Origin of the sequence: Halorubrum salinarum (assembly GCF_013267195.1) — an archaeon.
GTDB lineage: Archaea > Halobacteriota > Halobacteria > Halobacteriales > Haloferacaceae > Halorubrum > Halorubrum salinarum.
In genome coordinates this window covers 136,943-158,434 of record NZ_CP053942.1, presented here as the reverse complement: position 1 = coordinate 158,434, position 21,492 = coordinate 136,943, and the positions used below count along the sequence as shown (strand labels likewise).

15 protein-coding genes and 1 pseudogene are annotated in these 21,492 nt (G+C 53.7%); 6 read left to right on the top strand and 10 right to left on the bottom strand.

The window, feature by feature from the left end:
* Nucleotide 1: 1 nt before the first annotated feature.
* The gene (locus tag HPS36_RS15660) at nt 2–811 is read right to left on the bottom strand and encodes a hypothetical protein (protein ID WP_173230903.1); all 810 of its coding nucleotides are present in this window, start codon (nt 809–811) and stop codon (nt 2–4) included.
* A 203-nt stretch (nt 812–1,014) separates the two neighbouring features.
* Between HPS36_RS15660 and HPS36_RS15655 the strand changes: the two genes are divergently transcribed.
* Complete coding sequence (locus HPS36_RS15655) at nt 1,015–2,808, top strand: glycoside hydrolase family 99-like domain-containing protein (protein WP_173230902.1); 1,794 nt, start codon at nt 1,015–1,017, stop codon at nt 2,806–2,808.
* 156 nt (nt 2,809–2,964) lie between these two features.
* On the opposite strand, the gene HPS36_RS15650 is transcribed toward HPS36_RS15655, so the two are convergent.
* The gene (locus HPS36_RS15650; RefSeq protein WP_173230901.1) at nt 2,965–3,273 is read right to left on the bottom strand and encodes an AbrB/MazE/SpoVT family DNA-binding domain-containing protein; all 309 of its coding nucleotides are present in this window, start codon (nt 3,271–3,273) and stop codon (nt 2,965–2,967) included.
* A gap of 77 nt (nt 3,274–3,350) precedes the next feature.
* On the bottom strand, nt 3,351–4,733 hold the full coding sequence (locus HPS36_RS15645) for a PD-(D/E)XK nuclease family protein (protein ID WP_235681768.1): 1,383 nt from the start codon (nt 4,731–4,733) through the stop codon (nt 3,351–3,353).
* Between the two features lie 388 nt (nt 4,734–5,121).
* Between HPS36_RS15645 and HPS36_RS15640 the strand changes: the two genes are divergently transcribed.
* Nucleotides 5,122–6,003, top strand: a complete 882-nt coding sequence (locus HPS36_RS15640) for a ParA family protein (protein ID WP_173230900.1) — start codon at nt 5,122–5,124, stop codon at nt 6,001–6,003.
* A complete protein-coding gene (locus HPS36_RS15635) occupies nt 6,003–6,434 on the top strand; it encodes a hypothetical protein (RefSeq protein ID WP_173230899.1) in 432 nt (143 codons plus the stop codon). The genes HPS36_RS15640 and HPS36_RS15635 overlap by 1 nt, the downstream gene beginning before the upstream one ends.
* A 57-nt stretch (nt 6,435–6,491) precedes the next feature.
* Here HPS36_RS15635 and HPS36_RS15630 read toward each other — a convergent pair whose 3' ends face one another.
* Nucleotides 6,492–7,721, bottom strand: coding sequence for a tyrosine-type recombinase/integrase (locus HPS36_RS15630; protein WP_235681767.1), 1,230 nt, complete (start codon nt 7,719–7,721; stop codon nt 6,492–6,494).
* Between the two features lie 373 nt (nt 7,722–8,094).
* Nucleotides 8,095–9,771, bottom strand: coding sequence for a transposase (locus tag HPS36_RS15625; protein ID WP_173230898.1), 1,677 nt, complete (start codon nt 9,769–9,771; stop codon nt 8,095–8,097).
* A gap of 363 nt (nt 9,772–10,134) precedes the next feature.
* Here HPS36_RS15625 and HPS36_RS15620 point away from each other — a divergent pair, with 363 nt between their 5' ends.
* Nucleotides 10,135–11,388 carry an RNA-guided endonuclease InsQ/TnpB family protein gene (locus HPS36_RS15620; RefSeq protein WP_173230897.1) on the top strand — a complete coding sequence of 418 codons (1,254 nt, stop codon included), beginning with the start codon at nt 10,135–10,137 and terminating at the stop codon, nt 11,386–11,388.
* Nucleotides 11,389–11,656: 268 nt separating this feature from the next.
* Here HPS36_RS15620 and HPS36_RS17055 read toward each other — a convergent pair whose 3' ends face one another.
* The 5 genes from HPS36_RS17055 to HPS36_RS15600 form a co-directional block, all read right to left on the bottom strand.
* Nucleotides 11,657–12,040, bottom strand: a complete 384-nt coding sequence (locus HPS36_RS17055) for a DUF5658 family protein (protein ID WP_373222140.1) — start codon at nt 12,038–12,040, stop codon at nt 11,657–11,659.
* A 1-nt stretch (nt 12,041) separates the two neighbouring features.
* Nucleotides 12,042–12,635 (bottom strand): response regulator, encoded by a 594-nt coding sequence (locus HPS36_RS15615; RefSeq protein ID WP_123124630.1) that lies wholly within the window; start codon nt 12,633–12,635, stop codon nt 12,042–12,044.
* A gap of 10 nt (nt 12,636–12,645) precedes the next feature.
* Complete coding sequence (locus HPS36_RS15610) at nt 12,646–12,969, bottom strand: HalOD1 output domain-containing protein (protein WP_173230896.1); 324 nt, start codon at nt 12,967–12,969, stop codon at nt 12,646–12,648.
* A 158-nt stretch (nt 12,970–13,127) separates the two neighbouring features.
* A complete protein-coding gene (locus HPS36_RS15605) occupies nt 13,128–15,836 on the bottom strand; it encodes a response regulator (RefSeq protein WP_173230895.1) in 2,709 nt (902 codons plus the stop codon).
* A 3-nt stretch (nt 15,837–15,839) separates the two neighbouring features.
* Nucleotides 15,840–20,312 (bottom strand): PAS domain S-box protein, encoded by a 4,473-nt coding sequence (locus HPS36_RS15600; RefSeq protein ID WP_173230894.1) that lies wholly within the window; start codon nt 20,310–20,312, stop codon nt 15,840–15,842.
* A gap of 430 nt (nt 20,313–20,742) precedes the next feature.
* Between HPS36_RS15600 and HPS36_RS15595 the strand changes: the two genes are divergently transcribed.
* Both HPS36_RS15595 and HPS36_RS15590 read left to right on the top strand, forming a co-directional pair.
* A complete protein-coding gene (locus tag HPS36_RS15595) occupies nt 20,743–21,129 on the top strand; it encodes a hypothetical protein (RefSeq protein ID WP_173230964.1) in 387 nt (128 codons plus the stop codon).
* A 147-nt stretch (nt 21,130–21,276) separates the two neighbouring features.
* A pseudogene (locus HPS36_RS15590) lies at nt 21,277–21,447 on the top strand (type II toxin-antitoxin system PemK/MazF family toxin); the annotation flags it as partial.
* Nucleotides 21,448–21,492 lie beyond the last annotated feature (45 nt).

Here is a 21,492-nt window from a genome sequence, read left to right as displayed (position 1 = left end):
ATCATGATACTGGGACCCGGTATGCTGCTCTGAGTCCTGTGCGCCGTTCGCCTCCGCTATGCTGGCCATAAACGTCGATCTGGAACGCCCGATCGCCATCGATATCAAAGAAAATCGATGTGGAACTGTCCTCAATAGTATAGATTTCAAGTGTCGTGTTCAGATTGTCGAGGTTGCTGATTGGACCCTGGGTCGTCGATACAATACCATGGTAGTTGCCAGCCTTGGTGACCTTACAAGCAACGGTGTTGGAATCTAGTTGGAGCTCATCAGCGAGGCGCTCTCGAAAAGCCACTTCATCCTGGTCACGACTGTCGCGGAATGCCTCTGCTAATACGGGGAGTACGACAGCAGCGAATTCATTCGAGTCGATTTCTTCCTCGGCGTAGCGCTCCGCCACCCCGTCATAATCATCCCGGTCGCTTTGGTCGAGTAGATCATCACGAGACTGCTCAAGGAGATTTTCACAGATTGTGTTGAGCGTCGGATTTCGAACATTCACCTTGCCACTTGCGACCATCTTGAGCGAGTATCGCTTCTCTTCGCCAGCTCCAGCAACGACAAGATCAGTATCGTCACCAGAGACACCTCGTAACTCGTCGCCGACTTCAGTTGCTGACTCAATTGGAAATGAGACGTCATCGCGAATGAATTCCGCTGTTTTCTCACCACCAAGATGGACGCGGTCCTGATGGTTGCTTGGGAGATGGTCGAGCTGCTCTACTGTGTCAGGCTGGGGATCGACTCCATTCAGAATGTCGCGAGTAAGCTTTTCATGCGCCTTCCCGATGTATTCAGGAGTCGTTGGCATTACATTCAACACTTCTCACTCCAATACATAACTGTATCTCTACTGATATCCCACTGATTGAGAACACAAACCGAGGCCATCGGTTGTATCTAAGAGGGTGGCGGACCGCTTCTATAGAATCGTGTAAGCTCTGTACATCAGACTACGACACAGTTCCGCTTGAAGGCTGAACTTTTACTCTCCTTGCCATGTTGATTCAGGATATGGACGAGGAACCCTCCCGTCGGTCAGTATTATCGACATCGACGATACTTGGGTTGGGCCTGCTGGCAGGCTGTGGCCAACAAGAGCAGGATGGAGAGGACGAGGCGGAACCGGAGACGACAACCGAGCAATCTGACTCCTCAGAGGATTCACTTTCTATCGGGGACTCAACGCTTGACCCGAGCACCCTGACTCACGGAGACTCGATCACCGTGACAGTGACCCTTGAGAATACGGGGGAAAACGAAGTCTCCAGTTCAGTACCGGTGTCTGTTGGGGGAGAGCCTGTCGCGTCTCAAACGGTGACCGTTGCTCCCGGCGAGTCAACAGAGCTCGAGCTAGCAGTGGAACCATCTGAGACGGGCACACAGGCGATTACAGTCGGAACAAAAGAAGTTGGGACTGTCGTGGTTCGTGCTCCAAAACCCGATGCTGTTCGCGAAATCGGTGCGCACTACTACCCGTGGTATGGGGCGCCTCTTCACGACTTCAACGACGGACAGTGGGCAGAAGAATCTCCATCGACACCTGTTCTTGGAAACTACAACTCTGCTGAGTCGGCCGTCATCGAACAACACATCGACTGGTGCCGCCGCGCCGGCATCTCCTGGCTCAACGTTTCGTGGTGGGGGTCAAACAGCGGCCACGACAGGCGGCTCAGAGAGGATATACTCGCCCACCCCAGGGCCGACGAGCTGGAGTGGTCGATTCTCTACGAGACTGTCGGACAGTTCGGCGACGATCCGGTCGAACTTGACTCGACCCTTTCACAGAATCAATTGACGAATGACCTCAGCTATCTTGCGGACACCTACTTCCACCGGGACAACTACAAGCGCATCGACGGTCGTCCTGTGTTGTACATCTGGGTGGCACAGAACCTCCGGGGAGACGTTCAAGAAGCATACCAAGCGGCGGTAGAGGCCGCAGGTGAGCGTCCGTACCTGATCGTCGATATCCCTGCCGGATCCGGGCTTGACACCCACCCGATTGTAGATGTCGCAGACGCAGTCACAACCTACACCGTGTACGACCCGCAAAATCCGACGAGAGACGCATTCGTCGAAAACGCCCGCTCTTCGTATCGAACGTGGTACCAAGCAGCAGAGTACGTCGACGTTGACGTGATCCCAACCGCAGTGCCTGGATTCGACGACACCGAGATCACCCATGTTGAGCGGGATAATGAGCCAGTCCCCTCAACACCCAAAATCTACGAACAGACAGCGACAGCGGCCCGTCGCTACGCCGACGGCCCGATCCTCATCACGTCGTTTAACGAGTGGTACGAAGACACGCAGGTCGAGCCAAGTGAGGAACACGGATCGACGTACTTAGAGCGGACAGCAGACACGCTCGCCACTGGTAACAGAGAGGAGCCAACGTTTGATAATGAAGTGTTCACACTTACGTTTGGGCGGACTATTTCAGAGTCGTCGTTGAACCCGGACATCGAGAACGGCCGCCAGCTCTCATTTCTGCTGAACCAACTCACAATCTACGATGACGCTGGAGAGAGGGTGCTGGACGCCGACATCGGATCCGGTGTCGACAATGTTTCGTTCATTTTGGGGTCGTACGGGCCGGAACAGGCCGATGGTGACAGTTGGCGGTGGCTTGGCGGCGAGACCCAGACGGTGGTAAGTGTTCCTTCACTTCCTGACTCTGGGCGTATCGAACTCACCGGACAGGGAGCAGGTAAGATGGGCCTTAGCTTGGAGATCGACGACAGACAGCAAGATATGACTGAGATCACTGAGCAAACGGACACGTATACCCTGTCATTCAATTAGATCGCTTCTTCGGCTGGTATATTAGCCACGAGACAGTCCTCACTTCGGTCCGGTCCTCCTCAGCTGGAAGACTGCTTCAAAAACGTTGATAGCTCAGAATGCTGGATGTATATAGGAGCAGGCCGAGTGTCTCGAGGCCCCACCCCCTGAGGCAGTTCACGAGTGATCGCGCTGCTCCGAGTTGCGCTTCGCGCGGAGTAGTTCAGACGCCGGAGTGTCATCCGTCGCCGCCGCGTTTCGCGACGCAAATCCTCGCATTTCCGACGGTGATGGAACCCGCCTGATGAAGACCTCACCAGTCTCCGACTCGTGAAATGCGACGAGTCCAGGGGGGTCGAGTCCGAGTGTTTCACAGACCTGGTCTGGGAGCATCACGTCCCCCGACGCAGAGACAGACACTGTTTCCACTAACTCGGCATTGTCGGGGTCAAAACCAGTTGTCTCAGTCGATTCACCGTCGTCCATACGCTATCTGTACCGGTGATACACTTCAATATGGTCTCGTTCGAGACAGCACGTGGAACACTCAAATCAACACGTAGTCACCGGTACTCCGCCACGGCATCCTCAAAGGTCTCACCCATCAACTCGATTAACTCCGGTGCGGTACAGACGAGGTCAACGAAGGCCTCGCGAAGCGCGGCGGTGTAAGCATCGAAATAATCCTCATGACTGTCAACCGGGATATCGTACGTCGCTTCAATTAGTGTCAGTTTGTTCCCGGTGAGAAGTCCCTCCGTGTCCGCAAGCAACTCCTCAAATTCACCCCGGTGGTTGTAGAACTGGTCCGCATAGATATCACGAAACGCAGTCGGATTCGATCCCATATTCCGGAAGCTGAATTTCAGCTTGTAATCTCTGGTTGCGAGGTCACGGTTCCGTTCCATGCGGTGGTAGAATCCAATACGGAGGTCGTTGCTGCCGTCGGCGCGATCTGCGAGATCCTCAAATGATGTCTCGTGTTTGTACCAGCCGTATTTGAACAGGTGTTGCCAGTCGCCGCCGTTGGCTCGGAATATCCACCGCTCGTCATCGCCGTCGGGTCGAGAGACACGAACCTCCGGATAATTCTCACCCTCTAACCGTTGGACCCCATCTTCGGTGTCGACCAATAGCTGGGCCACGTCGCGCCCCCAGGTTGTAGCGTACGACTCCCAAGCATCGTCGAACGCAGCTTGGACATCTTCGATGGCGTCCACATGCTCGAGATACAGTGCGATTTTCTCTTGGTCCGCAGCTGAGTGAGTGGTCATGTTCGTAATGGATTGAAGATCGTCTTTGAGGTCGTGAAGTTGCGTTGTCGTCCGTTGCGGGTAGCGGAGTGCGTTTTCAGCGAGAAAATCCTCGAGGACATCGCTCACGAAGGTCTGCCAGCTTTGGTTGGCAAACCTGTCGCTGCTGGCCTGTGGGCGGTCCTGTTGATGGACGAAGAGGTAGTACTGGCCCGACTCGTAATCGTCAACAGCAACACCATCAACGTGCGTCGCTCGGCTGTAGAATTCCGTCCCCGTTTCTGCTGCCGAGAATTTCAACTCAACCAGGAGGAACCACTCGTTTGGGATATCGAGGACAAGATCAGCGTACCCGATTGAGGCGTCTGGGTCGCTTTTGTCTTCGGTTGGGACCTGTTCTTTGACACGCACGTCTGAGAGGTCAAGCGTATCCTCATCAAACTCAGCTGTGTCTGGGAGTCCCTGAAGAAACGCGTTCAAGAAGTCAGCATCCATCCCGTGTGGTTCCGTCGGATCCAAGAGATACCGTAGAAGCCGGTTTATATACACTTCGGCGCGCCGTTGTTCGCCAAGCCCGTACTCGATAACATCCATCGTTGAGCGTGGCTCAACAGGACTAGAGATGATTGACCGCCATGTGCGGTCGAGGGTCTGGAGGTCCGCCGCCAACCCTGAGTGGTTGTCGTTGCTCACTACCGGACACCATCTCTGGCATTGATGTTAATTGTGTCCCGGCGAGACCAGGGTGTTCAGTAAGTCACAACGTGACGCGAGTCAACTCCGTCTATTGGCGTAGTGGTATCCTGTCGCAACGCTGGAGAGGCACATGTACAATTAAGACCAGACCGGGAGGCTCGAAGTGACACTCAAGAGTGCTCAATATCGCGTCAGAAGACGATATCCACTGCCAGAGTGAGATGAGCCTCTTGGACCGGTGTGTTGTGAAACCACCTCAGATATGTATCTTATACTTCCATCTTAGATCACTAACTTAGATAACTATCTTAGCAAACTAAGACAGAAAACATACATAGACATGTGTCTGACGTACGTTTATGTGGTTAGTCTCTGATCTCAAGGTATGCTCTCGTACACGGTCTACAGCGAGGCTGGCGGCGTTGGCAAAACGTCGTTGACAGCGAACATCGCGTGTGCGCATGCCCGGGCTGGACTGGATGTACTCGTGATCCCGCTTGACCCGCAAGACGGGAATCTGAGTCGGCTCTTTGATGTCGACGACGATCGGAGTGATTCGTCCGCCGACAGTCTTGTCCGTCATCTCGTCGATAATCCAGGTGGCGATTTCAACGATCTAATTCGAACAGCAGAGGGTATCGATATTATTCCGGAGCACAATACGCTCTCAGACCTCTCGGACCACCTGGTACGCGAGAAGAGCCGCGCAGAGGACTTTGGCGATGCGTACAACATCTACGCGCAGCTCCGGCGTGTGCTGGCTGAAAACGATATCCCTGACCGATATGACGTTCTCATCTGTGACCCGCCAGCAACAGAGTCGGATCACCTCTATAACGCGATATACGCGACGCGAAACCTCCTCATTCCCTTCGAGCCGTCGGCGAAGGGAGAAGCATCTGTTGAGGGCTTAGAAGAGCTAGCGACGAACTTCGCGAATGAATTGAATATTGACGTCGGCGTCCTCGGTGCGGTCCCGATTGAGTTCAAGGGGACGAAAGACCAGAATGAGATCGTCGAAGAGGTGCCGTTCGAGGTGCCTGAGGTTATCGGCGATCGGACATCGATGATGGAGGGCTGTTGGCGACACCAGTGTAGTGCGTTCGAATTCGTACGAACGCACCGGAGTCGGCGTCGAGATTACGAGGTTGAGACACTGGCCAAGTTCGACCAAATTGCTCGGTTCCTTGAGACGCAGGGCGGAATTACTGCGCCGTCGCCGCCTGAACCAGGCGCATTGGATGATCCTGAGGAGGTGACTGTCTGATGGGGGGATTCAAAGAAGGCACTGTCAACGGATGGGACGATGAGGAAGAGGAAAGTGATGACAGCGGGCCTGAGTTCGAGGAGGAGACCGTAGGTAATGAAGACGGCAGCCCGGAGGAGCGATCCACCGAAGTGGAGATCGAGACCGGAGCTGACGATACAGTCGAAAGCGGTACGAACAGCACTTCAGCGAGAGAGATCCCCTGGGTTCTCCGGCGAAATAGCATCACTGACGGCCGCGACCAGACGGTCCAGCTTCACCTCCAAGAAGAGACGATGAACGTCCAGCGGAAACAGAAATCCCTCATCGAGGCCCGGCTTGGAGAGAGCGTTCGAAAAGCCGATCTCCGGGAAGCAGCGTTATTGGTCGGACTTCAACACACAGACGATGTCGTTGACGTCCTCCAAGAGTGGGGGTACAATCTGGGATGATATCGCAGTAAGTGGTTTATCCATTCTTCCGCTGATCGCTAGACGGCAAGACGAACGCTACTCTTCTGATGAAAAGATATCGCTGCCGACGTCGGACAGTTCACTGGCTTCCTTGTGGGCGTACATCTTCGACGTCGTTGACGGATCCTCGTGGCGGAGGACGCGTTGTGCGTCACTGAATCCTGCCTCGTCGTAGTATGCCTCCCCAACACCGCGGCGGGCGCCATGGAGCGTCAGATAATCCTTTGAATCGGCTGAACAATCCACAGCAGCTTCTTGAGAGAGCTTCTTGAGCGTGTACCGGCCGCCCTCAGTGGTTAGCGCCGGTGGCGTAAGGTCTCGCTCGCGGAAGACATCGACGAGATCAGCTGTGCTGAGGCCGGTGACTGTATCAATCGTCACAGGATCGACTCCGCGATCCTGAAGCTGGCTTTGTGCGGCCTCTCGCAATGAGGCGAGATGGAACGAAGGGAACACGGGCCACGTATCGGCAGGCGGGTCTAAGAGCGTCTGCCAGCGGCTGAGAGCCCCGACAGGACGGTCAGTCAACGGTGCTTTCTCGACTTTCTGGCTTTTTCCAAGCACTGTCAGGATTTCCTGGTCAGTATCGATGTCTGCCCACGTAATCCCAGTCCGCCGGTCATCGCGACTAGCAGCCAGAACCTCAGCGCCACGGACACCTGAAAATCCAAGCACGTAGACAAGCGCCCGGTCACGAGCGGCTGTGAGTGCCTCTCGATTCCGGGGATCCGCATCAATGGCGTCGTGTGCTCGTTCGTCGACGTACGAGACAATGGTCTCACGCTGTTGCTGAGACCAGAACTGTTGTTGCCCAGAATCCGTCGTGGGCCGGTCAGGCATTTCGTCTTTCGCCCGGTCGGTGTCTGCCGGATTCTCTGCGATGTACTCCCACTGCTGGCAATAATGGAGGTACGCAGAGACGAGCGAGTAGTAGTTCCACGCGGTAGCGGGTGTGATCCCCTCGGCATCACCGTTCGCCCGTCGAGCATTCACGCGCCGGGTAAGATGGCCAGCGTATCGGGCGAGATGCCGACTATCGAGCGCTTCCAGAGTGGTCACCCCGCGACGGTCCATCCACTCAATCCAGTCCGGGACGACGCGTTCGAGCGCTTGAACGTAGTTCCCTGAGCGGTGGATCTCGTCGTCAGGCGAATCTGTCTCTTCGATCGTCTTCGCCTTAGCATCGAGGAAATCAGGCAGTGGCTTGTCGAGTGGTGTATCGCCGGTCATTTCCCCGGGTTGCGGGCCATCAACTGGCGGTGCCATCGATTCAGCTTCACCGACAGCGGCGACCCTCAAAAATCTACTTGTGACTACTCGACTAATCCAAAGTGGATAGAAAAATTTCCAATATTGCCCCGATCACCCGTCTAGCGGCTGATTACGGACAAATGGGCTAGATCCCCCATGCTATAAATTACATATCGCTATACAAAATGTCGCAGTGGGGAAGTTGAGACTACAGTGGGTTTAGCGGGGCTGTGATGCGTGGTTTCGGGCGAATTTTCGAGGCGAAGCTGCTTCGGATCTACTCTCGATAGTCTTCTGGTGGCGTACTACCAACTAAACCGGTGAATTTCCAAGATCTCCGACAGTGTTGCCACTCAGGAACCCGGATTGCCCCGGACAGAGTATCTCTCTATCCGATTCCAGTTTCCTTCTTCAGCAGCGTCAGCGTATTGTCGGCTGTTACGATCGACGAATGTTCATACTCACCCGTCAGCTCGACTTGGACGAGCAAATCGACCGCTCGCCAAATCGAGTACAAGAGACACGCGAATGCGAAGTAGAAGAATCGGAGCCCGAAATTCTTCGACGTCGTCGCCGCCATGAACCGCTTTATCGATCGATAGCCACTCTCGATTTCCCACCGGTAGCCGTACTCCGTGAGGTGTCCGCTCCCCCGGTTCGTCATGAACACCGAGTACTGCCGATGATCGTCGTGCTCGGAGTCCTCTTTCCGGCGGTAGATCAGCGTCGTCTCGTGCCACTCATTCTTTCCGAGATGGAGCTTCCGGTCGGTCTCGTAGCGGTCTTGGTCGCGCTGGAGCAATCGCTTGGCCTGGGCTTTCTCGCTGGTCTGCATCCGCTTCGGCACGACGTATGAAAGCCCACGTTGGCTGAGCATCTCCAGGACGTGCTGGCTGTCGAACTCTCGGTCCATCAGCACGTTATCGACGTGAACCATCTCCTCGGCAGAATCCAAGAGGTCCTCGACAATTTCTAAGCGGGGCTCACCCTTCCGAACTGGCTGCGCGTCTAGAACGATCGGAACGGCATTCCCGACTAACTGGACTGTCGCCCACTGGTAGGCGTATTCGTCGTTCTTCTCCTTCGTTCCGATGATCTCATCCTCGTAGCCAGTTCGATCGCCTGTGAAGGGGTCAGCTTCGGTAATGTCGATCGCGACGATCCCCGCTCGAAAGAACTGCTCTGTCTCCGCAACTTCGTTCAGGAGCCGAGTGATGGCCTGCCGGTACATCTCTCGCACTTGGTCAACCGAGAGGTCGCGGATGTGCTCGCGATGGGCGTGGCCCAGCGGTGTCCGATCCCGAGTCGATTCGTAGACAAAACTGCGAGCCCCTTCATTCGCAGCCAGCCGCTCGCGAAGTCCGAGATACGTCTGTAAGTCCCAGTAGGCGTTCTCGTGTATCTCACAGCCCTCGCCACGTTCCAGCGAAAACGCCGGGAACACGATGCGGCTGACGTGTCCGGTGATCTTCTCTGCCTGCTCCAACGTAGTTTGATCATTCGGGTCTGACTCACCAGACTCGTTCCCGTGGTATCGGAGCTTTCGTGCCGGCTCACGCGGAACCGCGACACCTGCATTCTGTGCTTTGATGAGAATCGTTCGAGCCGCTGTCTCGACAGTCTCTCGGAGGTCAGGGGTGAACCGCTCGTGCCAGCTTCGCCACAGTGTCGATTGGTACGGGATCGTCTCGAACCCCAGTTTATCGCGGAGTTCAGGGTGGTTCCTGAGGTAGCCAACGAGTGCGGTTTCGTGCTCCCACCCGTGGCATTCTTGCAGGACGAACACCCGGAAGAGAGTGGCCATCTGGTAGCGTGTCGACCCCGCATACTGATCATGGGCGCTAAATCGAAAGTAGGCTAGCGGGAGTGTACAGACGAACTCCTCGATAGAGTCGTGACTATCGTGATCGAAGCACGTCTCTGAGACTGTCCGGATATCAGATTCCAGTCCAGCGAGCGACGTTCGATCGTACAGTGGTGTCGAATTGTACGCCGGCCACTCACTATATTGTCGTTGGGCGATCCGTCGAAACACAGTCCGACAGGACTGACTGGTGTAGGGCATCAGTCTATAGAAAGTAGAACGAACTCAAAACGCGTGTTATATTTAATTAAACGGGGGTGAAGGGTGGGGTGGGGTGGGTGTGCCTCTGACGCTTCGCTGGATACCAGTTTGAGAGGTATCCGGTTCGATTATTATTGACGAAGAACATAATTCTGAACCCAATAGATATACCTGATCAATATTGTCAACGTCTAAGTATTGGCCTTACTATCTATCTTCTAACAGCGAGAGAATCCCGGCGTTCACGCCGGGCGTGAATCGCGTAAGCCCGGTGCCACAGTCCACGCGGGTCTGTCGGGCCGGATATTCCACTTTCACTCCGGTTGGCACGCCATTATGTAGCCACTCCGACACAGGCTATGTATGGCGAATCTGGTCACGCGCACCTACGTTGCGTCCATTCGCAACCACCAGCAGGTGCGCGACGACCTCAATTCGCTTGGGTTCGCCGCCTCGAAACTCTGGAACGTCGCCCGGTGGACCTGCGACTGTATCTGGAGTGAAACCGGCACGATTCCAGACCACGGCACGCTCAAAGCGTACCTCAAGAGTCACGAACGCTACGCGGATTTGAACGCTCAATCCAGTCAGGCAATTCTCGAAGAATTGGCTGAAGCGTTCGACTCGTGGTACGCCCACCGTCAAAAGGGCAACGGGGACGCGAACCCACCCGGCTACCGCAAGCAGGGCGACGAGCATCCCCGCTCGACGGTCACGTTCAAAGAGGACGGTTTCAAACACGATCCCGACCACAACAGGATTCGACTCTCGAAAGGAGCGAATCTCAAAAAGTCGTGGTCGGACTTCGTTCTCTGCGAGTACGCCACCGACCCGGATGTGGACGTACAGCACGTCCAGCAGGTCCGGGCGGTCTGGACCGGTAAGGAGTGGGAGTTGCACATCGTCTGTCGCGTCGACACTGGCGACCCGGACCCTCCCGGCGACCGGGTGGCAGGTATCGACCTCGGCATCTGCAACTTTGCCGCCGTCGCGGTCGGAGACGAGGCCCTGCTGTACCCCGGCGGCGCACTCAAAGAGGACGACTACTACTTCCAGAAGGAGCGAGCGACGTGCGACGACAGCGACTCCCACAAAGCGCAACGACTAGACCGGAAGCGCCGGGGGCGGCGTGACCACTTCTTGGACGCCGTCTCGAAGGATGTGGTAGCTGAGTGTGCGGCCCGCAACGTCGGGACGATTGCCGTGGGAGACCTCTCTGGTATCCGCGAGGACGCCGATTGGGGCGACCACGGCAATCTGGACCTGCACGGATGGGCGTTCGACCGCTTCATCGAGATGCTGGAATACAAAGCCGCCGAGCGCGGCATCAGCGTCGAGCTCGTGGACGAGCGCGGCACGTCCAAATCGTGTGCATCCTGTGGGACGACCGACGACAGCCAGCGCGTCGAACGTGGGCTGTACGTCTGCGACGAGTGCGGGGTGGTCGCCAACGCCGACGTGAACGGAGCCGAGAACATCCGACAGAAGGTACTCCCGAATCTCGTCTGTGACGGGGGAGATAGGGATAACGGCTGGATGGCACAGCCAGCGGTGCGCCTGTTCGACAAATCCACGGGGCAAGTCGCCCCACAAGAGTGGGCGTCCCGCGAACCATAATATCCCAACGCTTGGGAAACCGCGCCGTTCACGGCGCGGAGGATGTCATGTATAGTGTAACTCGTAGATTGCCTCTGCTAATAAGTGCCAATACTCTATCCAGTTTTAATCCGTGAATTGCCGCAGGGCTAAGGCATCCTCCTAAACCGTTTATAAAATGAGGGTTTGGACCTTCATTACAGAAATTAAAGCAGAGAAAGCAGCATAGCAAATGATCTAATTAACACAATTGAAACATATAATAATAAACCGACAAACTCGATCAATCTCATATCCAAATGAGTACCATATTATGAAGCGACACAGCGCTCCATACGACCAAAACTGAAAGGTATGCTACATTGCTCCACAGATCGATATTATGTCTCGATTGTGCGACCCAGGGAAGCAGGTATTCACCAAGAAAGAATAATAACACTAGTGACACCGACGAGAGAAAGAATAGGCCGGGGATGATTCCGAGAGTCTCAACAATAAGTACGACAATCGGATTGGCTTCTCGCAGTCCGATGCTTAGCCCATAGTACGTGAGACTCGCATCTATAGCTCGTACGAAGACCAATCCGATGAGCAGCGGATATTTATTTTCTGCGAGTACTTCGATACTGCTGCTGGGAGCACAATTAGTGGATGCCACGGCTCCTCGCACCATATCAGAACTGCTCTACAGGTTGGGATCCGATACGCTGGTCTCTGACCAGCATATCGATCTGATAATCTGTTTCGAGACGCTGAAGTGTCGTATCAGCTTCCTCCTCCAACTCCCGTATTCTCTGGAGGAGATCGCCGTATCGATCGTCCTTTTCCAGCTCTGTTTTGTCAAGGTTCGCTTCTAACGTGGCTTTCCTCGCGGTGAGTGAGAGAAGCTCTGTGAGTGAATCTTCGTATGTTAGAATCAGCTCTGCAGCTTCCACAGCTCGAAGAAGCTTTGTCCGGTCGATTGGTTTGAGAAGATAGTCATCCACATCGATGGACGCTAGGTCTTCCGTTGGCTGAACAGCTGTTACCATGATCACCTGCTGGGCATCGCCGCCTTCACGAATTGATTGTAGCACCTCCGTGCCAGAGAGGCCCGGCATTCGACGATCTAAAAGGACAATATCAATCGGTTCCTCAGCGAAGATTTCCAGTGCATCTTCCCCGGAATAGGCCACATGAACCTCGAACTGCTCCTGTAGCCAAATGCCAAACAAGTCAGCGAGATTCTCTTCGTCTTCGACGATCAGAACGGTACTGGAATGGGTCATCTATTCTCACTCACGCATCTCGTTCGACGATGACACGCACTGTTGATCCATACAGAACCGTCACAAGGGCGTGCTGAAAGAGAAACTCCACAGAGGGCATATGGCTGGTCTCGTCGACTGCACGCGTTTTGAACAAGCCATCTAACTTGTCTGCATCCACGAATTCGAATACTGGAGGAGATCTATTGAAGTCCGGCCAGTATTCGACAGCTTCCATAAGCGTCTCAATGACCGCCTCCGAGACACAAACGGGCCTGTCAAATTCCCGGATAATGAGCGAATCCGTACTCCATCCTTCGGGTCTGGACTCTCGGTGCGAAGAGCTTTCGGCCATACAGAATACATCTATTCTACAATAAAACGTCTTCTACCCTCTAATATCGGGTTGCCAAGTTTAATGCCTATATGGAAAGGCCCACTATTTGGAACCAGTTTTCCGAATGTCGATAAGCAGGACAGCCCGAGTACTGTAGAACGTGATACTGAGGCAGGTCACGGCTCGGTTGAATCCTGATAGAGAGTCGTCAGCAGATTAGACTCAGCAGCTCGAAGATGTTGGTTGAACGTTGACTGTGCGATATCGAGAGTCTTGGCAATCGACGTCGAATCGGCATCCCGCGGCCAATTAAAATACCCTGCGTAGAGCGCCGTCTGTAAGACTTCTTCTTGCCGGGCGGTAAGAGCTCCATCAAGACGTGCTGAGAGAGAGGTATTAGTTTCTCCTCGCTCACTATCCAGTTTGGATAACAGGGTGAGATCAGTGTAGTCTTCCCGGAGTGAACTCAGATATTCCCCGACGTCGACGGTGAATGGCACGGTTACTGAAACCACGATCTCGTTGGACTCGGAAGCGTTTGTGATTTGATTTATCGCAACTCCTTGGTCGGTCAGTTTCTCGCAAAAGCTGCTGTTCCGCACCGGGACTTTACAGTAGATACCATTTCGAGAGTCGCTCAAAATGACCGTCTCTGGATCGAAACCAGCGGCTTCGAACGCCTCGGGGGTCACGTTTTCACCGGTCACTCGCGCGAACAGGAGGTGATCTGGACTCTCAGTCACTACATTCAACACTTCGAGATCCGTCTCCATATCCGAAACAAGAGTTGCAAGGCCAGTATCGTCCTCGAACTGGATTTCGAGAATTGTGCCCCCACCGGATAGAAGCGCCGCCTTTTGCCGGAGTGCTGATATCCCGTGACCTATTATTTGACCGAGCTCTGTGAGGGCTGTCACCTCTTCTTCAGCGAAGGCGTTTGGCAGTTTGGAGTGGACTTCTAATACGCCAAGGATCGAAGCCTCGCTCTGTAGTGGTACAGCCACAATCGAGTTGGTGCCATTTTTCAGTGCGTCTTGTTCCCACTCCGTTTCGGAGCGAGCGGTCATTAAGTCGTTCTCCACGACCGAACCTTCAATCTTGTATGCCCGTTCAGCAGGTGGCAATTTAGAGTGATTCCGTTGGGTATTGTCATCTGCTGGAGTGTCGTTCGCCCCCACTTTTTGATATTGGAGCGACTCCGTTTTGGCTCTGACCTCGATCGTATTCGTATTAATATCTTTTTTACCGATCCACGCCCCGCTAATCAGATTCAGATGAGCTAAAGCATTACAGACCTCTTGCTCCAGTTCTTCTCGTGTATTTGCACTGATAACCGTGGCACTTATCGACCGTATCAGTGTGTTGATGCGATCCAGTCGTGTCAGCCGTTCGTTTTGCTCGTTTAATCGCTGGTCACGTTCCCGAAGGGCCGCCTCTTGGGCTGTTCGTTCGAATGCGCTTGCTGCGTTCGCTGCTAACGTCTTTGCCAATTTGTTCTTTCTCGAGGGAATCTCTGGCGTTGTGGTCATACCCACCAACAGAACCCCCTCTGATTCTAGTGAGTAGAGTCGCCACGACGAGAACTCCTCTGCCAACCACTGGCTCGACTGGGTATGTGTAACGTCTTCGTCTTCGGGACTCAACTGTTCTGTTCGAGTCACGTAGGCTGTCCAGACTGGTGTGTCTCCTTCAGAGATGGAAGGAAGTTCGATTTCAGTAATATCCTCCGTGGATGCGTGTGCGAGTGGGATCAAGCGTCCCGTGTGCTCTTCTCGTGTATATATCGCAGCAAACTCGAATCCGAGTTCCCCGACTGCGGCAGTTGTCACGGTCTCGCCGATGCTACGTTCCGAGTCCGCTGTCATTAGATCGCGAGAAACCGCATGCAGATCCTCAAGCTGTTGTTCATACGCGTACCTCTCAGTAATATTGTGGTAGTGTTCAATCCGCCCACCGGCATAAAGACCAGTTTCGATCGGTCCGCTCCAGTACTCCAACCACTGCTGCTCTTTCGAAGCCGTTTCAGGGATACGGACGACGGCTTCGACTTCGGAATTCATATTCTCTAGAGAATGAGTTACGAGGTCAGACAGTGTTTGCTCACCTGAGGGATATTCCTTGTACGATTCAGAAGCAATGCGACTGTAGTCAGCCCCTTGGATATCGTCTCTGTCAACTCCGAGTAAATCTTCCGTAGTTTCGTTTGCCCACACCACCAGTCCGTCGCGATCTACTACAACGATCCCTTCCTCTGATGTGTCCAGGACGTCTTCAGTGAGGGACTGGTACTGCTGCTGTTCCCTGCGCTCTGCTGCTGTTCGTTGCAGGCGCTCAATAGCCACTCGAAAATCCCTGTCTGGCAGGTTCTGGAGGTACCGTTCGACTTTATCCTCGAGTTCTGTGATTTGGTCCGTGAGTGCCTGGTATTTCGGGCTCGTTTCGAGGGTATCTGGGTCCATGACCGCTTCCAAGGTCGATTGGCGTTCTATCAGCGAGAACAGCTCTTGCAGATCTTCGTTGTACTCGGCTCGAGTGAGCATCTGGGAGATAACGTCTTCGAGGTCGTCAGCTTCAACGGGCTTTTCGAGATACGCATCGAATCCCATTTTGACGATATCGAAGTCCGGTGTCACCGCAGAGACGATAACCACCTGGCAGTTCGACTCATATTGTCTGAGTCGCGTAAGAACCTCTCCGCCGGATAACCCAGGCATCATCCGATCCAGAAGGACGATATCGACAGTCGCATCAAACGCTTCTAAGGCTTCTTCGCCAGAGTACGCGGTTTCGACAACATAACGGTCTGAGAGCCACTCTGCATACAGCTCAGCCAAACTCTGGTCATCCTCGACGACCAGGATTTTTGTGTTTCCGTTTTGGGTCATAGTTTACGACACGATGCCCGGTTTTTGTGAGTCCTCTCGAGCCGGTTGGGTGGGGACTTCCAGTCTGATCTCACTCCCATCGCCCGAGGTGTCGACTGAAATCGATCCCCCAGCACGAGTCACCAGTGCCCGCACCATCCACAATCCGAGCCCCTGACCGTGACTTAGCGGTGTTTCTTCGCCAGTTTCGAGGAGATTTTTCTCCATTTCCGGGAGTCCAGGCCCAGTATCGGACACACAAACCTCTACCCACCGTTCATCGGGTTGCGAGACACTGATCTGTACGGATGGATGCTCAGTATCGTTCGCTGTGATGGCGTTCTCAACGAGCTCAGAAATCGCCTTCTCAAGGTTACTCGGTATTTGTGGTTCTATATCGTGGTCGGCTGTGATAGTAATATTCGCATTAGCATGCTCGTCTTCTTTTTTCGCTTGAATATCCTCAGCTATTTGCTGAGCACTCTGGTGGGAAGCGAGAGCGCTCTCGCTCGTGAGTATATTCTGGAGCTCTTGGGTCTTGTTTGCCATTCTTTCCCACTTGTCGAGAATGTCTCGGATCGTCGCAGCGCGCTGTTCACGAGTGTCTGTCTCTGTGTCCGACGCAAGCAGATCGACATACCCTCTCAGTTTCGTCAGATCATTTCGGATATTGTGCCGCATAATCCGGTGTAAGACCTGGACGTGTCGCCGACGCTGCTCCTGAGCTGTAACATCTCGTGCCTCGAATACCAGGAAGCTAAGCTCCCCGCGCTGGCTTGAGATCGGCTTGACCGAGAAGTCGAAGCTGGCGAGTCCATCAACGCCTTCTGCTTCCACGTTGAACCGAACGAATGAACCCGAAGATGCTTCAGTAACTGCTTGTCTGATTTGAGTTTGCACTTCAGACGAATGCGCGAACAGAGGACACTCCCAGAGTGGTGTGCCTCTGCTCTCTTCGACACCTGTGCCGCCGAACTCCGTGAGGGGGTCGTTTAGCTCGAGGATTTCACCACTCTGGGTCAGCAGTCCCGTCAATTGGAACGTTTGATTGAATACGGATTCGAATTTTTTCGTCTGTTCTTTTATATTACTGATGTCACGTATATATAACAGAAACCCACCAATTGCTTCATCATCAAAGAGATTCCGTCCACGTGCTTCTACAGTAATCCACTCCTCATCCGCATCCATTGCTTGGAACTCTAGCTGAACGCTTGAATCGGAATCCTCCACGGCGGCGAAAAACGCTTCCATTACACGTTCCCGATCCTCAGGATGGATAATATCAAAGACACTCTCTTGATTTAGCTGAGTTGGATCATATCCGAGAACCCGTTCAGCAGAGCCACTAAGATAGGTGAAACACCCGTCGCGATCTAAGATAGACACGACGTCGACTGATTCCTCAACGAACCGCTCTGTTCTACGCCGCTGTTGACGCTGGTTAGTAAGATCTCTGATGACCATCCCGTATCCCAGGAACACTCCATCTTCAGTTTGAAGCGGGACGTATGAGACTTCTGCAGGAAACGACGATCCATCCTGACGGACTCGCTGTCCTTCGTGAGTACTTTCTCCTGCGAGTGATGCCTGTTTTAGTAACCGATCAGCAATCCCACGTTTTTGATCCTGTTCAGGGTGTAACTCTGCTGCTGGCATACCAATTGCAGCTTCTTCGTCATATCCAAAGATGTCGGCTGCTCCATCATTCCAGCTGTCGATCTGTCCATCGTCATCGAGAAGTACAAAGGCGTATTCCTCGAGACTTTCCGAGAGGATCTCGAATCGCTTCCGCTCCTGTTGAATCTGCCGAATCCGTCGTTTTTGCTCCGTTATGTCCGTGGCAATCGCGACAAGTCTCTCTCCAGTTTCGTCATCGGGTATCAGAACAGCATCTGTGTGTATCCATCGCGTTTGTTCGTTGGCATCAATAACTCTGAAATCCGCAGACAAGTCGTTGGTCTCGCCGACTCGTTCTAGTGACTCACGAACACGGTCCCGATCTTCCGGCGCGACGATCTGTACGAACTCTTCATAGTTGTCCGGATCATGGCCAAGTAAATCGACAAGCGTGTCGTCGAATGATATCTGATCCGTCTCAAGACTCCACTCTGCAATACCAGTGTCCGTTCCAGAAAGAACCAATTCGAGTTTCCGGTTTTGTTCTGCCAGGCTCCGAGTCCGTTGCCTCCGACCTGTTACGTCCTGCTGTATGCCAATAAACTTCGAAAGCGTCCCATCTGCATCAGTGACTGGCGTGACAGACAATCGATTCCAGTATTCACTTCCGTCTTTTCGGTAGTTTTTCAGTTCTACTGTTACCGGTTCACCGGCCGCAATCGCCTCCCGAAGCTTCGATATTTCGTCTGGGTCTGTCTCGGGTCCCTGGAGGAAACGTGGATTACGACCTAAGGCGTCGTCCTCCTGGTAGCCAGTAATGTCGGTGAATCCTTTATTTACGTACTCGATCGGGTTGTCTTCTCGCTGTGGGTCGGTGATCATGACCCCAACATTCGAGGAGTCAATCGCTTGCTCCTTGAGTTCGAGTTCACGCTCCCGTTGCTGTCTTTCAGTTTCATCGCGCACAGTACACACGAGGGGACCATCATCGATGATAGTCAGAGAGATCTCGGCCGGGAAGGTCGTTCCGCCCGGTTGGGATCCGGTTACTTTGCCCCGCCAGTGCCCCTCCGACTCAAGAACAGGGAAGGCTTCCGACTCAAGACGCTCTACCTCATCTTCGTCATAGAGCATCCGCCAGGAGTTCCCGATGAGTTGGTCAGTATCGTCGAATCCATACATATCCACGTGTGTCTCGTCGATGTAGGTGTATTCTCCATCTTCGAGGATGGCGAAGCCGTCTTTCGCATCCTCGACAGCCTGTTGGAACGTCTCCAATTCGCGACGGCGCTGCTCGCGGGGCGTGATATCCCGACTGGAAATAACGAGCGATTCGACGCCTGATTCCCCTGTAACAGGGCGGATAGTCCCGGTAAAGAACCGCATATTACCGTCCTGATCCAGATGTTCAGCCTGGAAACTGACGTACTCGCCAGCAGCCGCTCGTTCGATCCAGTCTTTTAGATCGTCCTGCAGAGTCTTTGAATGCGACCACCAGTCTCCTTCCCAGATCGGTTCCCCCAACAGCTCATCTTTAGCGTGCGAAACGTACTCCAGGGCTGTTTCATTCACATTGATCACTTCACCAGTGGTTTCCAGTAATCCGACCAGCATCTCAGGATCTTCGAACACCGACTCGAAGCGCCGCTCGTTCTCCCGAAGTTCCGCTTGACGCCGATATTTTTCAGACACGTCACGGACAACACAGACGATTCGATCGTCTTCCAAGCGTGTCAGCGATAGTTCGGTCGGAAATTCTCCCTTGCCTTCTGGAGATGCAGTTACAGTACCTCTCCACTCTCCATCGGACCAGAGGGCTGAAAGCGCCTCATCCTCTATGTGCTCGACCTCGACGGGATCGGTGTACAACTCATGCCAGGTCTGCCCGAGTAACTCGTTTTTGTCCTCGAACCCGTATATGTCGGCATGCGTTTGATCAACGTACGTGTACTCCTCGTTCTCCAAAATAGCAATCCCATCACTCGCGTTCTCGATAGCTGATTGAAATGACTCCAGACGACGTCGGCGTTCCCGCTGTTCCGTCACATCTCTCGCAACGGTATGCATATAGGCCGTCCCATCGCGCTCGATCCGACGGTTCGAGAACTCCACATCAATTTTACTGTCGTCGCTCCGAAGCAGTTTCGCTTCAGTGGTTGCTGGTTCGCCAGCTAAAATTTGGTCGTGGTAATCCTGATAGGCATGTAAGTCGACCTCTTCGTGAAGATCGGGAATACGCATCGAGAGGAGTTCCTCTCGCTCATAGCCAGTTAACTCGCAAGCAGCCTGATTCACTTGGACGAAATTCGCGTCTGAATCACTAATGAAAATGGCATCGTTGGAGCCTTCAAACAACGTGTGTGTCCAATCACGCTCAGCCTGTAGCTCCTCGAGGTGTCGGATTCGTGAAATTGCAGGTTCGAGATTCGAGGCGACGAGTTTCGCCAGTTCTGCGTCTTTCTGAGTAAAGGCATCTACTTCAGTAGCTCCGACACTCAAGACGCCGAAATCTGAAATTGGAACAAGAATTTCGCTCCGAATCGGGGTGTCTGAATTATACGTGCCGTCGGCCTCGTGGACATCGTCGAACGCTTCCGGACGGTTCTGTCTGTACACACGCCCGGCGAGAGAATCGAGTGGAAGGATAGGTGCATCGCCGATCACCTCTTGTGCCTCAGTTGATTCGGCGATTGGGCGGAGTTCGTTTCCCTCCTCATCGTATTCCCAGATCGCCGAAAGAGGCGCATCAAAATTGAGATCCAACATTCGGACCGCAACGACAGAGACGTCCTCAATAGAACCAGCTTGATTCAGTTCCGAAGACAATTCGAGAAGTCCCGCGGGGGTATGTTCCGTGTACGCGTCTCCATCGCTCATACATCCGATGTTGTTGTTCCGCTCTATTATGTTTTCGCTTAGAGAACCATTTCATATCGGCCCTAATAGAATTAGATCGATAAATATAGGGTACAGCTATTCAGCCTTGAGAATCAATCGTGGTAACAAGATGTCGACGGAAGCAGTTGCGGTACTCGGGCGGAAATACAGCGTAGATATACTGCGGGCGGCGAAGGAACCGCGATCAGTTAGCTGGCTGAGTCAAGAGCTAGATATCCCGATTGCCACCTGTTACAGACGTGTGAAGGAACTCTCTGAGAATATGTATTTAGAAGAGGTCACTGCGAACGAGAGCAGGGATAGAACACAGTACTGTCGAACGGCGGATAGTATTGAAGTCAACCTTGCATCTGACGTATTGCTTAGCGGCTCTCGATCTTGGGAAACTCGAGAAGTACCAAGAGATACAATACCGTTAGATTCCGTTACGCTTGATGAGTTCTCCCAAACGATTGATACTGTCGAAGCCTACTTCGGGAGTTTGATCGACGATGTTGCTGTTCATGCATCCATTTCACGCCGGCAACTTGTGGCGGTGCTGGCACGCGCCCAGCTCTCGGGTCGCCAACTCGACACCGAGGGACTGACCGATAACGGCGACATCGTCCACCAGTCGAACGATGAGACACTGTTTTGGCTTGACGGTGATTTCTGGACGGAGCTGGGCGGGCTCCACTACTTGAGCCCAGACGAGGGACGAGCAGCCAGAGAAGTTCATCGCCGACTCATCGAGGCGGTCGCCGGAGACGTCGCCGACTACAACCGCGAGCGCGATCCGTTTATTCTCATCACGTAAACTCCTGGGTGTTGATATCGTTTTATCTGCTCCGTTCAATATCCAGTGTCTATTGTGAGCTTCGGCCGCTACCGACCGTAGTATGTCGGACGGAAGAAGTCCTCGGTCGGGTATCATCGTTCTCGCTTCTTGACGGGTTGATTGGCGTTACTTGTGGAAGCGTCGGACTCACTGTTTGAAAAAAGCCCCTCCGTGCGGCTTGACCAAATTCGAGTCGTGTCTGTCGAGAACCGAATCCATTCGGTGGCTGGCAGTCTCGACGACTCGACAATGGCCGAGATCGACGACGCGCTCAAATTAAGTCACGGGTTCGGCTGATCGAGAGATCCTGTACAAAGAAATCAGTGTCAGATCCGTATGCAT

Excerpts from the sequence above, each read along its gene's own strand:
- HPS36_RS15660 (WP_173230903.1), bottom strand. The coding sequence starts at position 811 with ATGCCAACGACTCCTGAATACATCGGGAAGGCGCATGAAAAGCTTACT.
- HPS36_RS15655 (WP_173230902.1), top strand. The coding sequence starts at position 1,015 with ATGGACGAGGAACCCTCCCGTCGGTCAGTATTATCGACATCGACGATA.
- HPS36_RS15650 (WP_173230901.1), bottom strand. The coding sequence starts at position 3,273 with ATGGACGACGGTGAATCGACTGAGACAACTGGTTTTGACCCCGACAAT.
- HPS36_RS15640 (WP_173230900.1), top strand. The coding sequence starts at position 5,122 with ATGCTCTCGTACACGGTCTACAGCGAGGCTGGCGGCGTTGGCAAAACG.
- HPS36_RS15635 (WP_173230899.1), top strand. The coding sequence starts at position 6,003 with ATGGGGGGATTCAAAGAAGGCACTGTCAACGGATGGGACGATGAGGAA.
- HPS36_RS15630 (WP_235681767.1), bottom strand. The coding sequence starts at position 7,721 with ATGGCACCGCCAGTTGATGGCCCGCAACCCGGGGAAATGACCGGCGAT.
- HPS36_RS15625 (WP_173230898.1), bottom strand. The coding sequence starts at position 9,771 with ATGCCCTACACCAGTCAGTCCTGTCGGACTGTGTTTCGACGGATCGCC.
- HPS36_RS15620 (WP_173230897.1), top strand. The coding sequence starts at position 10,135 with ATGGCGAATCTGGTCACGCGCACCTACGTTGCGTCCATTCGCAACCAC.
- HPS36_RS17055 (WP_373222140.1), bottom strand. The coding sequence starts at position 12,040 with ATGGTGCGAGGAGCCGTGGCATCCACTAATTGTGCTCCCAGCAGCAGT.
- HPS36_RS15615 (WP_123124630.1), bottom strand. The coding sequence starts at position 12,635 with ATGACCCATTCCAGTACCGTTCTGATCGTCGAAGACGAAGAGAATCTC.
- HPS36_RS15610 (WP_173230896.1), bottom strand. The coding sequence starts at position 12,969 with ATGGCCGAAAGCTCTTCGCACCGAGAGTCCAGACCCGAAGGATGGAGT.
- HPS36_RS15605 (WP_173230895.1), bottom strand. The coding sequence starts at position 15,836 with ATGACCCAAAACGGAAACACAAAAATCCTGGTCGTCGAGGATGACCAG.
- HPS36_RS15600 (WP_173230894.1), bottom strand. The coding sequence starts at position 20,312 with ATGAGCGATGGAGACGCGTACACGGAACATACCCCCGCGGGACTTCTC.